This window comes from Streptomyces sp. MCA2 (genome assembly GCF_023544705.1).
In the GTDB taxonomy this organism is placed as follows: domain Bacteria; phylum Actinomycetota; class Actinomycetes; order Streptomycetales; family Streptomycetaceae; genus Streptomyces; species Streptomyces decoyicus.
The window spans coordinates 139178-151061 of the sequence record NZ_JAMJFM010000014.1 but is presented as its reverse complement, the minus strand read 5'-3'; the positions used below and the strand labels follow the sequence as shown (position 1 = coordinate 151061).

Here is an 11884-nt window from a genome sequence, read left to right as displayed (position 1 = left end):
ACCGCAATGACGGGACAACGACTTGACGGCAAGGTCGCACTGATCACCGGCGCGACGGGAGGAATCGGCGCAGCGACCGCCAAGCTGTTCGCCTGCGAAGGCGCGCGGCTGGTCGTCACCGACGTCCACCAGGAGCGCCTCACAGCACTCACGGAGGAGATTGAGGAGACCGGCGCGGAAATCGTCTCCGCCTGCCTGGATGTCTCCTCCGCCCAGCAATGGGACGGGGTGATCACCACCGTCCGCGAGCGGTTCGGCACCCTGGACATTCTCGTCAATCTCGCGGGCATCCTGGACTGGCCAGGCATCGAGGACACCCAGGAAGACGCGTGGAACCGCGTCATCGACGTGAACCAGAAAGGCACCTGGCTCGGGATGAAGGCGGCCATGCCCCTGCTGCGCGCCGGCGGCAACGCCTCGGTGATCAACACCTCGTCCGTCCTGGGCCTCGTGGGAAGCGGAGCAGCCGCGGCCTACCAGGCATCCAAGGGCGCGGTGCGCCTGCTCAGCAAAACCGCGGCTGTCGAGTACGCCCGCCAGGGAGTACGGGTCAACTCCCTCCACCCCGGAGTCATCGCCACGCCGATGATCCAGGACCTCCTGGACGAGCAGGGAGACCAGCAGCCGGACATCGTACGTACCCCGATGCGCCGCGCGGGCCGCGCCGACGAGATCGCCTCGGCCATGCTCTTCCTCGCCGGCGACGAGTCCTCATTCATTACCGGCACCGAGCTGGTGGTCGACGGCGGCCTCACCGCCCACTGACCCCTCCCCATGCGGACGGAGAAGATCAAACAGACATGCTCGACGAGCAGCGCAACAAGCGCGGCGGCAGTCCCGTGCCGTACTGGTCCGTCGACCGCCTAGAAACCCCTCGGCACATGGGAGAAACCTGGGAGAATTTCTGATCTCCGAGGCCGGCCGAGACCAAGCGAGATCAATCCATACCGACTGCCTGACCTGCACAGATTCCCATCGGAGCAGGTCAGGGCATTTTGAACACGTCGTTCGGGACGAAGAGGGCGTGGGTTTCATCTGGCCTGGCTTGACGGGGACGGGCCGCGCCCACGAGGGCAACCGCCGCCGACACACGCCGCATTACTCCCGCGTGCCCGGCACTCTTGATACCCGCAGCGGGAATGCCCGGGATGTGAGTAGTGTGCAAAATCCAACAACAGAGGCGAAGTTGCCCCGGCACCGGCAGCGCGATACCTGACGCTATCGCGGAGGGCTCGCCGAATGTTTCGGTGGTCTCGAGTCGCTACGAACACTGAAGGGATGCCTGGGCGTCGCCACCCGAGGGTGCGACATCTCACCCTCACGATGCGCACTGGGCGCCAGGGAAGGCTCGTCATGGCGGGATCATCGCTCACGGATCCGCTGCCCGCACGGCCCTGTCTGAGTCGTCGAGCCACAGCTCGGCGTTGATGGTCTCGACGGTCACGAGCCGGTCGTCGTAGATCCAGAAACCGTGCGCGGGGGTCCGCTGTTGCCTGCGGTCGGCTTTACGGGGCCGGCTCTACGCGGGTGGCGGGTGGTCAGGATCCAGGTGCCCTTACGGCGGCCGCTGAGGGCCTCGATCAGTTCGACCGGCTCTCGTGCTGCTACAGCACTGCGGGCACCCGCGGGACGGCTCAAACGGCATCGGCCGTTTCCTGCCGGGGCCGTGCTCGCCGCCCGCTCCAGGGCACCAGCCCCAGGTCAGTGCCCTGGGGCTGGTGTGTTCTCGGCCGAGGAGGTGGCCGGGGTGGCGAGGGCCCTTGTTTACTGGTGTAGAGCTCGCAATCGGCACCGGTCCGTAGACTCTCGTCCCGAGTTGGGGCCGTTCACGGAATGTCGGTGGTCGTCGGCTTCCGCGCCAACTGGGTTAGCTGGGACTTGTGTTGCCGCAGCGGTTGGTGCGCTCTTCGGCGGTCATGGGGCGGGACTGGACTCTCATGATCTTGTAGGTGATGTCCCCCTCGATATCGGTGAAGTCGTGGGGACCATGGGAGTTGTGCTTGTTCACGGGAGCGAAGGGGTTCGACTGGTCGACGCCGTTGAGGTGCCAGTTGCCCTTCGCCTTCCGGGTGACCGACACCTCGTCGATCCAACCGATCTCGCCGGGCTTCACATGGCCCGTGGTATCGCTGCTCTCCGTGTTCTGCTTGAACCAGGTGTGCTCGATCTTCGGCAGCACCGAGACGGGGTTCGCGCCGACCGACATGCCGATGACCGTCGTTTCGCCGGTGGTCTCCGCATCGCCCTGCTTCAAGTCAGCGTCCGAGGTGGTGCAGTTGTCGCGATAGGCCCCCACCAACCTCGGCGTGCTCTCGGTCGGCTCCCCGACCCATGAGGTGGGGGTGAAGGTGCAGTCCTCGCCGCAGTCGGAGAGGAACTCCGCGACCTTCTCGGGGGTGCTCCAGATGCCGTCGCCCTGGGAAACGGGCACCCCGTCCGACGGGTGGGATACCCAACCGCCGCCGCCGCCGTCCGCCTGTGCCGGGGTGATGGACAGGCACAGCGTCGCCGCGAGGGCCATCGATCCCACCGCGACCGCCTTTGCCCGGCGGCCTCTGCCGGACGGGAGAACATTGCGTACTCGTATGTTCATTTTTTTATGTCCCTACTTTCCACCTGAAGCGCGGATTGCGTCCTGCGATTCCGTTCACGACTCCGGGTGTTGCCGTCAGCGGAAGGCGGCTCCCGTCGTGAGCGAGGTGTGCGTCAGCTCCGAACCGGCGAGGAACGGAGTGCCGCCGGCCACGCGCCCCTGAGGGGCTGCCGCTGCGACCGGCACACCACCGATATTCGGCCACATGGCTCATGTTCGGCTCACAAACCGCTCACAGGTGTCGTCCGCGCGCGGCCGTCGCCGAAAGGTGGCCTTTGCTGACCGGTGAGCCGTCCAGCAGCTCCGGGGACTGGTGCAGGGCGCCCGGGGCGCGGCGGCAGGAGTAGTGGGTGACGACGTCCTCGCTGGGCACTCCGGCGGTGACGCAGCCGACGGCGGGCGAGTAGACGTAGTGCTCGGGCCGGTCGGCCAGAATGCCGAACGCCTTGGACACGACCGCGCTCTGCCGGTACGTCCGGCCGAACAGGCCCCGGTGGACACGCGAGTCGGGGCAATACTTAGAGATTCCGCGGGTAGAGGGCAAGGCGTCATGGTCGACGGGCTGGCCGTGTGTCCCAGCATTGGCTGGTCCAGGCTTCGCGGATGAGGCGTCGGATCACGATGATCGCAGTCATCAACGCGAGCAGTGCGTTGATGACGACCGCTCGACGTTCCGTGCAGGACAGGGTGAAGTTGAAGCCGCGGCTGTACCAGGAGTTGGTGCGCTCGACGACCCAGCGGCGAGTGTGGTTGATCGGGATCACGACGCCCTGGGGCTGGATCCGCCACTCGCAGCCGAGATCGGTCAGCAGTCTGCGGGGGACCGTGGAGTCGTAGCCCGCGTCCAGGTGTACCGTGATCTGCTCAGGCAACGCGAGCTCGATACGCCCGAGCTTCTCTAGCGTCGGGCGCAGGAACGGGGAGTCGTGCCGGTTCGCGCCGGTCACGACACAGCCCAGCGGGATCCCGCGTCCGTCGGTCATCCGCGACCACTTGATCCCGAGTTTTCCCCGGTCAATCGGTGATTTCCCGGCGACCTCGCCACCGCAGGGTGCTTTGGTGATCTGCCCGTCGACGGTGATGTCGGCCAGGTCCAGGCCCACGACACGGTCGTAGGCCTCCAACACGATCTGCTCCAGCCCTGCGAAGACAGCAGCCGCGATCCACTCGTTGCGTCGGGTTCTCATCGTGGTTGCCGAGCACGATTGATCGGCGTGCTTCGCGTACGAGCCGCCGAAGACGAGTTTCGCGACGAGCTTGTCGAACACGATCCGGTCCGGGATCCGTGGGTTGTGACAGCCCCACGGATGTGTCTCGAGATGCGGTGGCAGGAGGTCCTCGAACTGGACCCACAAGGGCTCGATCGCCCATGCTTCGACGGCGGGCACCGGTGCTCCGATTTCAGATGTAGAGATGTAATAGGAGTCCCACGTCAAAACGGATCCCGGTGTCCACGTCACATCAGCCCGACGCCCCTACCCGCGAAATCTCTTACCAATTGACCAAACTCAGGAGCAGTCGGTGGACGTCAGCTACTTCGGTGCCCACGGGCACGTTCCGCTGCGCGTGGCCCTGCTGCTGGCCGCGGTGGCGGGCATCCTGCTCACCGCGCTGGCGGGCAGCGCGCAGATCATGCAGTTGCGCGCGACCGCCCGCAAGCACCGCCGGGCCCACCACAGGGCTGTGAAGGCCGAGGCCAAGGACTCGTCGAAGGTCCGGCGGTAGCCCGGACTACCGTGAGCCCGCCACAGGGTGCGGCTTGTAGAAGGACTCCTCCAGGTAGGCGGCCTCGTGCGGCTGGTAGGGCTCCTCCAAGTAGGCGGTCTCGTCTTCGTCGAGTTCGACGTCCACCGCGGCGACCGCGTCGGCCAGCTGGGCCGGCTTGGTGACCCCGACGATGGGCGAGGTCACCGCCGGGTTGCGCATGACCCAAGCCAGGGCGACCTGGGCCGGGGACAGACCCCGCTTGCCCGCGATCTCGTGGACGCGCTCGGCCACTGCCTGGTCCTCGTCGCGGTAGAGGATCTTGCCGCCCTCGTCGGTCTCGGCACGCGCCGTGGCGGTGTCCCGGGCCCGCGTCAGCCTGCCCCGCGCCAGCGGGCTCCACGGGATCACGCCGATGCCCTGGTCGGCGCAGAGCGGGAGCATCTCCCGCTCTGCTTCTCGGTGGATGAGGTTGTAGTGGTCCTGCATCGACACGAACCGGGTCCAGCCGTTCAGGTCAGCCAGGTACAGGGCCTTGGCGAACTGCCAGGCGTGCATGGAAGAGGCTCCGATGTAGCGGACCTTCCCGGACTTGACCGCGTCGTGCAGCGCCTCGAGGGTTTCCTCGATCGGGGTGTCGTAGTCCCAGCGGTGGATCTGGTACAGGTCGATGTAGTCGGTCCCCAGTCGCTTCAGGGAGGCGTCGAGCTCGGCGAAGATCGCCTTGCGGGACAGCCCGGCGCCGTTCGGGCCGGGGCGCATCCGCATCCAGACCTTGGTGGAGAGAACGACCTCCTCGCGCCGGGTGAAGTCCTTGACCGCCTGGCCGACGATCTCCTCGCTGCTTCCGGCGCTGTACCCATTGGCCGTGTCGAGGAAGTTGACGCCGCCCTCGAGGGCCTGCTTGATGATGTCCCGGCTGGCGTCCGCGCCCAGCGACCAGGGCTCGCCGCCCCGGTCCGGCTCGCCGAAGCTCATGCAGCCGAGGGTGATGGCAGAGACTTCCAGTCCGGTCGTTCCGAGTTTGATGTATCGCATGCTTCCGAACCTAGGAATTGGAGTGCGCTCCAACACAACTTCGGAGGCGTGGGGCATGCGCGCCCTGTCAGGTTTCGACCGTTTCGGCCAGACATACCAGAGAACTCAGTAGTAGCGAGTAACAAACTGTCAATTCTCGGCCGAGCGCGTGGGGCACTACTCAGCCCCCCGACGGCAAACCGCCCTCGCGGGTCCGTCGCCACGACCGATCATCGCTCGATCACTAAGAGATTCCGCTGGTCCGGGCGGCGGTATCACGGCGCTCGCGACGGCGCCCCTACCCGCGGCATCTCTTAGTTATGGCGCCTGGGACTGTGCCGCGAGCGGCACACGGGGTCCCGTCCGGCGGTGTCGGGGATGTGCCGGTCAGGCGCAGTGGTCGCCTGCGGTAAGCCCCGGGGTGCGCCGGATCGGCGCCCGATGTGAACAGGGCATCGGTGTGTGGCTGCGCGCCAGCATGCGTCGACGCAGTACCGGGGACTGCGGCCGGTGGAGTTCGGAACGACGGCCGGCGCAGGACCACTCACGCGGAACTCGATGCCGCCCGCAAACGACAGGCCAGGCGGTGCTCGGGCTGGTCGACGAGGTGATCAGCGTGCACGCAGGCGTACCGGCACAGCGCGGTCAGTGAACCGCTGACTCTCTGGGTGCGGCGTTACGAAACCAGCGATCGATGCCGGTGACAGGCAGGACCGACTGATCCTCGACGGTTCGCTCCGCCTGGCTCATCTCGGCCCAGACGGCGTCGAGAGACAGGCCGAGGGTGTCGGCGATCGCTGCGATGGTCGAGAAGGCGGGGGTAGCCACACGGCCGGATTCGATCTTCCGCAGAGTTTCCGGCGAGATGTGCGAAGCGAGCGCCACGTCCAGCATTGAGCGGCAGCCCCGGGCTCGGCGGAGCAGGGCGCCAAGGCGCTGTCCGCGTTCTACCTCGGCGGGGGTGAGCGGCAACCTGACTGACCATGACCCCATTCTAATACCGGTACAGTTATACCGGTATAGTTATTGGACGCACATGAGAGGTCCCCCATGATTGAGATCCTGAACTCCGCGCGGCTTGAGCGGGCGAGGGACACCGGCGCCCTGGTCGGAAACATCCTGCACACGCTGAAGCAGCGCAGCAGGGTCGGGACGAACCTGCTGGACATCGACCAGTGGGCCAAGGAGATGATCACCGAGGCGGGAGCGCAGTCCTGCTACGTCGACTACGCGCCTTCCTTCGGGCGCGGCCCGTTCGGGCACTACATCTGCACGGCCGTCAACGACGGAGTGCTCCATGGGCGGCCTCACAACTACACGCTGGCAGACGGGGATCTGCTGACTCTCGACCTCGCCGTAACCAGGGGCGGGGTGGCCGCGGACGCCGCGATCAGCTTTCTGGTGGGCAAGGCCAGGCCAGCGGAGAGCGTCGCGATGATCGAGACGACCGAACGTGCACTCGCCGCCGGCATCGCCGCCGCCAAGCCTGGGGCGCGCATCGGCGACCTCTCCCACGCCATCGGCACGGTCCTCAGCAAGGCGGGATACCCGATCAACACCGAGTTCGGAGGCCACGGCATCGGCTCGACCATGCACCAGGACCCACACATCGCGAACACCGGACGGCCCGGCCGCGGATACAAGCTGCGCCCCGGACTGCTGCTCGCCCTGGAGCCCTGGGTCATGGCCGACACCGCCACACTCGTCACCGACGCCGACGGTTGGACGCTGCGCAGCGCGACGGGCTGCCGGACCGCGCACAGCGAGCACACCATCGCCATCACCGACAGCGGAGCCGAAATTCTCACCCGACCGTAAGGGAGCCCACACCGCTGCCGCGTCAGCAGACCCGGCTGCCAGGCGCGGCCGGGCCTCAACTATCCCGGCCGCCTCGAACCGGGAGGTCACCACGTCCGAGCTGCTCGCCGCTTGCACACCGAACAGCCACCCGCACGATGGCGAGGTCCTGGTTGCCGTCAACCTTCCGAACTGGGGCAGCTTCCAGAAGCGCCTCACCGCGTCCATGGCAGATACCTCAAGTGATCAGGCCGGCGCTGGTCAGCCAGATGTGTTCGCACGTCGCCGACGCCTCTTGGAGCTTCTCGCGGGATTCCTGTGAAGCGTGGTAGAAGGTCCGCTCGATCATCCAGCACAGGGCGCGTGCCATCGCCGAGGCCTGGTCCGGTGCAGCGCCGGCCTGGATGCCGGCGCGTTCCAGGACGGCGGTGATGGCCGCGATGAACAGGTCAGCCGTGTGCTTCCACAGTTCACCGATCTCCGGCACGGTCAACGACAGGTCGATCGCCGTGCGCATGACCGGGCCGTGTTCGTTCCACAGCTCGACCGTGCGCTGCATGGCTGCTGCGATGGCCTGGCGTGGCTCGTCGGTCTGCGCGGTGACCCGGGACCGTTCCCACAGGTGCTCGACGGTCCGGGCCACGAGTGCCGTGACCACTTCTTGCTTGGAGCCGAAGTAGAAGTACAGGGCCCCGCGTGTGATGCCGGCGCCCTGGGCGATGTCGCCGACGGTCATGGCGTCGTAGCCCTTGTGCGCCAGCAGGGCTTCGCAGGTGTCGAGGATGGCCCGCTCCCGGACATCCCCCTTGCGCTCGGTGGTGCGACGGCTGCGCGCGGAATGGTGGCCGGGCATCAGAGCTGAGCGCCCTCGGCGAAGTCGGTCGTACGCGAGAGTGTCTCCCACGCGCGGATGTCCTCGTCCACGGCCGTGCGCGCGGCGGTGACCAGCCGCAGCGCGTCCGAGCCCAGGACGAGGTGGGCCGGCGGCTGCTCGACCGTCGTGATGTGCACGACCGCTTCCCCCGCCTTGGCCGGATTGCCCAGCTGGTTCCCGCTGGCCTTCTGCCGCGATTCGCGGATGGGGGTGAACAACTCGTCGTAGTCGTCGACGGTCCGCGCGGCACGTGCCATGGACCGTCCGGCCCAGTCGGTGCGGAAGGAGCCGGGCTCGATCGCCGTCACATGGATTCCGAACTGCGCCACTTCCTTGCCCAGCGCCTCCAGGATTCCCTCCAGGGCGAACTTGCTGCCGCAGTAGGCGGACATGCCGGGCACGGCCATGAGCCCGCCCATGGAGGTAACGGCCATCAGGTGTCCGCGGCGGCGGCGGCGCATGTGGGGCAGCGCCGCCTGCAGGGTGGCCACCGCCCCGAACACGTTCACCTCGAACTGCCGTCGCACCTCGGCCAGCGGGGTTTCCTCGAAGGTCCCTTCCAGGCCGTAGCCGGCGTTGGCGACGACGACGTCCAGAGGGCCGACGCTCTGCTCGACCTCCGCGACCGCGCCGGAGACGGCGTCACCGTCCGTCACGTCCAGGATACGGCCGTGAGCGTGCCCGGGCCTGAGCTCTTCGAAGGCCCGCAGGTCCTTCTCGGAGCGGACGGTGCCGATGACGGTGTGCCCGGCGGCCAGGGCGGCTTGGGCGAAGGCGCGCCCCAGGCCCGTGCTGACGCCGGTGATGAGCCAGTTCCGCTTCTCCATTGTTCCTCCAGAGAGGTCTCGCGAGGAGCCGGGTCGCTCTCTTCAGCAAAAGTCTACACCGTGTCGATTTTTATCGTTACCGCGTCGATTCTGGTAGCGCTCACGGAATGGAACCCCCAGGCCATCCGCGTGCCGCGCACCGCCCGGATCGGCGCCGTCAAGTCCCCGCAGCCAGGCCGTCAACCAGAACCGCACGGGCCTAAGAGAAGATGCGGGGCCTGACGGCAGGCTGCCACTCGGCTGTCGTCAAACTCTCGACGAGGCCGGGATCGAGGACCCGATCGTCTTCGAGGAAGAGGCCGGCACCTCCAGCCGCCTCCACCCGCTGCAACGAACGAAGTTCGGCGAGCTGCTCCCCTACTCACGGCCGGGCGACACCGTGCACATCTCCGAGATGTTCCGCCTCGTGCGCGGCACCCAGCACATCCTCGACGTGCTCGACGTCCTCCACACCGGCCGCCTCGCCCTGCACATCCACGACGGCGCGTTCTCCGCGATGGACCTCACCGCCCACCACCCGCGCGCCGGAGAACTGCTGTCCACCGTGAAGTTCATGGTGCAGACCCTCGCCGCAGCCGGCGAACTCCAGCGCGACCTCCAACGCGAGCTGACGTACGACGGGCTGCGGGCCGCCGAGGTGAAGGGCCACAAGGGCGGCCGACGCCCAGTCGTCACGGCAACGAAGGCCGCCGCCGTACGCGCCGCGTACCTGGACGGCCAGTCCATCGCCAGTCTTGCCCGCGAACACGACGTCAGCCGCGGTGCCATCCGCACGGCCGTTGCCGACCTCATGCCCGAACACACCGCCGTCCACCAGGACGTCCCGGCTCCTCTGCGCACCCTCCGCCCGCGCCCCTCCCACCCGCCGCCCTTGCACGGTGTCAGGTCCGGCCGAGGCTGGTGTGGGTGCGTGAGCTGACTACAGACCGGTATCGGCTGCTGGAGGTGCTGGGCCGCAGTGGAATGGGCGATGTCTGGCGGGCCGAGGACACCGCGCTGGGCCGCGAAGTCGCCGTCAAGTTGCTGCTGGACCGCACGCGGTACCCGATGCGGTGGAACGATTCCGCCATCCGCCAGATGTTGGAAGCTTCTACCGCGGCCAGCCAGATCGCTGCCGACCCCGTCGCCAGGACCAGCAGCAAGGGACCCTGGCCCCGAGTGACAGCCTGCCGCTCACCACGACGAATACGTACCCCAGGACCGCGGTGGCGTGACAGTCACGACCAGACCCAAAGCCATGAAGCCAAAGAAGGCGATGATCACGTCCTGACCTCCGGATTCATGTCAACCGGTCATAAGGGCGGGCGGATCCGCATTCCCGGCTGCTCCGGCAGGTTCACCCGCCGACAATACGGCGGCGGCGCCCGGCGGGTACACCCAGAAGGCTGCGGGCCGTTGGTCGGCACTCCCTACAGCGACGTCTTGGGCGAAGGTGTCCCTGCCCGGGTTCGGTTCCGTTCCGACTGCAACAGCCGAACGCCTCTCTCCGCCCCAGGTCAGACTGTCCGCACCCGCTCCGCCGGCTCGGGCGAACGGTTGGTTGGCGTGGCGGCGGGTGCAGGAGCAGACGAGGTTGTGGAACGCAATGCAAAACTCTTCGCCGGCCGTGACGTTTCGGGGCGCGCCGGCTCGGTGGCCTCGCCGCTCCCGTCAAGTGCCGCAAGAGGCAGGGCGCCGGGGCCTCCACGGCACCCGGCGCCCGACTGCTGGGCGCTACTGCACGTCGACGTAGTCGCCGGTCGCCTTGACGGCCGGGGTGGTCGAGGTGCCGGCGAAGTTCCAGCGCCAGTAGCCGTCTACGGACGCGGTGGCCGTGGCCTTCAGGTCACCGGTGCTGGAGGTGTTCACCGTCTGGAGGGTGGTGTAGGTGCTGGTGCCCGCCTTGCGGAACTGGAGCTTGGCCGGCTGGGCGGTGTAACCCGCGTAGGTGTCGGTGTCCCAGTTGGCCCGGGTGAGCCTCCCGGTGACCGTGAGGGGTTTGCCGGCGGCTATCGGCTCCGGGCTCGCGTTGATGGTCAGCTTGGAGAAGCGCTGGAGCCGGACGGTGCTGTAGGCGTCCCGCACTGCCCGGCTGTCGTCGTTCGCCCACACCTCGACGCCGACCTTCCAGGTTCCGGCGTCGGCGTTGGTCAGCCACGCGTCCGGTTCGAAGGTGAAGGTCTTCGAGCAGGTGGAGGTGGTCGCGGAGGAGGCGACGCAGTCCGCCGGGGTGGTGTCCTCGTTCGGCTTGATGTAGCCGCCGGGATTGTCGGGGTCGGTGCCGCGCCAGAGGTGGAAGTCGGCGTCCCAGATGCCCGAGGGGTCGGTGGCGGTCACCGACACCGTGACCGTCTTGTCGGCGAGGCCGATCGCGATGTCTTTGCCACCGCTGACGGCGACAGTGGTGATCTGGACGTCACCGACGGTCTCGTCCCCGTATGCGACGGCGGTGGACCCGCCCAGCGCGACGGCAGCGCCGAGTACAGCGAAGATTGCGCGCTTGCGCATGAATCTCCCCAGTGTGCAGATGAGCCCGCCGGTTGCACGGCGGGCGAAGAATGAGGCGCCAACTCTAAGCAGACGGCCGCACCCTCACAACGGCTGGTCGATCACACCCGACCCCTGGGAAGCCGGGCCGCTCCGGGGGGACAGGCCGGTTCTGCGCATACCAACCATTACTGCGAGCCTTCCAGGCTGCGTCTACAACCGCCGCCCTCGCCTGACGGGGCACCCGGTCTGCCGGGGCGAGCCCCCTCCCGACGCATCGCTGGTCAGAGGCGGCGCACCCGCCCGGCGATCAGGTGTCCGACCAGCAGATAGATCGCGGCAGGCAGACCGTAGTTGAGGGCGACGCGCAGCCCTTCGGTGTCCATGGTGAAGATGTCCCGCGCCCACCAGGCGAGCGAGGCCGCAACGCTCTTCACGAACCGGACGAAGACGTTGCCCTGGTTCGCTTCCAGCAGGTAAAGCAGGGTCCAAAGCCCCAAGAACGCGGCGGCAATATCGGCGATCGTATGGATGATCAGGGCTGTCCGCTTTGCGGGGGTGCCGCCCCCGCTGCCGGGGTACCGATCATCTACAGACATGGATTCG

Annotated in this window: 13 protein-coding genes; 4 read left to right on the top strand and 9 right to left on the bottom strand. The window is 67.5% G+C overall.

What is annotated here, in order from left to right:
• Positions 1-6: 6 nt before the first annotated feature.
• A complete protein-coding gene (locus tag M8I34_RS14545) occupies positions 7-765 on the top strand; it encodes an SDR family NAD(P)-dependent oxidoreductase (protein ID WP_250049905.1) in 759 nt (252 codons plus the stop codon).
• A gap of 1102 nt (positions 766-1867) precedes the next feature.
• Here M8I34_RS14545 and M8I34_RS14535 read toward each other — a convergent pair.
• The 3 genes from M8I34_RS14535 to M8I34_RS14525 form a co-directional block, all read right to left on the bottom strand.
• Entirely contained in the window at positions 1868-2530 is a 663-nt protein-coding gene (locus tag M8I34_RS14535; protein ID WP_250049904.1) for a hypothetical protein, read from the bottom strand.
• A gap of 295 nt (positions 2531-2825) precedes the next feature.
• Positions 2826-3047 (bottom strand): hypothetical protein, encoded by a 222-nt coding sequence (locus M8I34_RS14530; RefSeq protein ID WP_250049903.1) that lies wholly within the window; start codon positions 3045-3047, stop codon positions 2826-2828.
• A gap of 94 nt (positions 3048-3141) precedes the next feature.
• The gene (locus M8I34_RS14525; protein WP_250049902.1) at positions 3142-3981 is read right to left on the bottom strand and encodes an IS5 family transposase; all 840 of its coding nucleotides are present in this window, start codon (positions 3979-3981) and stop codon (positions 3142-3144) included.
• A gap of 133 nt (positions 3982-4114) precedes the next feature.
• On the opposite strand from M8I34_RS14525, the gene M8I34_RS14520 reads away from it, so the two are divergent.
• The gene (locus M8I34_RS14520) at positions 4115-4318 is read left to right on the top strand and encodes a lipopolysaccharide assembly protein LapA domain-containing protein (protein WP_250049901.1); all 204 of its coding nucleotides are present in this window, start codon (positions 4115-4117) and stop codon (positions 4316-4318) included.
• A 6-nt stretch (positions 4319-4324) separates the two neighbouring features.
• Here the strand turns inward: M8I34_RS14520 and M8I34_RS14515 are convergent, their stop codons facing one another.
• A complete protein-coding gene (locus M8I34_RS14515) occupies positions 4325-5335 on the bottom strand; it encodes an aldo/keto reductase (protein ID WP_250049900.1) in 1011 nt (336 codons plus the stop codon).
• A gap of 624 nt (positions 5336-5959) precedes the next feature.
• Positions 5960-6307, bottom strand: a complete 348-nt coding sequence (locus M8I34_RS14510) for a helix-turn-helix domain-containing protein (RefSeq protein ID WP_250049899.1) — start codon at positions 6305-6307, stop codon at positions 5960-5962.
• Positions 6308-6364: 57 nt separating this feature from the next.
• Here M8I34_RS14510 and map point away from each other — a divergent pair, with 57 nt between their 5' ends.
• Positions 6365-7132 (top strand): type I methionyl aminopeptidase, encoded by a 768-nt coding sequence (gene map / locus M8I34_RS14505; protein ID WP_250049898.1) that lies wholly within the window; start codon positions 6365-6367, stop codon positions 7130-7132.
• Positions 7133-7349: 217 nt separating this feature from the next.
• On the opposite strand, the gene M8I34_RS14500 is transcribed toward map, so the two are convergent.
• Both M8I34_RS14500 and M8I34_RS14495 read right to left on the bottom strand, forming a co-directional pair.
• Positions 7350-7964, bottom strand: coding sequence for a TetR/AcrR family transcriptional regulator (locus M8I34_RS14500; protein WP_250049897.1), 615 nt, complete (start codon positions 7962-7964; stop codon positions 7350-7352).
• Positions 7964-8812 (bottom strand): oxidoreductase, encoded by an 849-nt coding sequence (locus tag M8I34_RS14495; protein WP_250049896.1) that lies wholly within the window; start codon positions 8810-8812, stop codon positions 7964-7966. The genes M8I34_RS14500 and M8I34_RS14495 overlap by 1 nt, the downstream gene beginning before the upstream one ends.
• Positions 8813-9041: 229 nt before the next feature.
• Between M8I34_RS14495 and M8I34_RS14490 the strand changes: the two genes are divergently transcribed.
• Positions 9042-9731: a recombinase family protein gene (locus tag M8I34_RS14490; RefSeq protein WP_284050332.1), complete on the top strand. Its 690-nt coding sequence runs from the start codon at positions 9042-9044 to the stop codon at positions 9729-9731.
• Between the two features lie 794 nt (positions 9732-10525).
• On the opposite strand, the gene M8I34_RS14485 is transcribed toward M8I34_RS14490, so the two are convergent.
• On the bottom strand, positions 10526-11299 hold the full coding sequence (locus M8I34_RS14485) for a DUF5707 domain-containing protein (RefSeq protein WP_250049895.1): 774 nt from the start codon (positions 11297-11299) through the stop codon (positions 10526-10528).
• A 263-nt stretch (positions 11300-11562) separates the two neighbouring features.
• Positions 11563-11877, bottom strand: a complete 315-nt coding sequence (locus M8I34_RS14480; RefSeq protein WP_250049894.1) for a hypothetical protein — start codon at positions 11875-11877, stop codon at positions 11563-11565.
• Between the last annotated feature and the right edge of the window lie 7 nt (positions 11878-11884).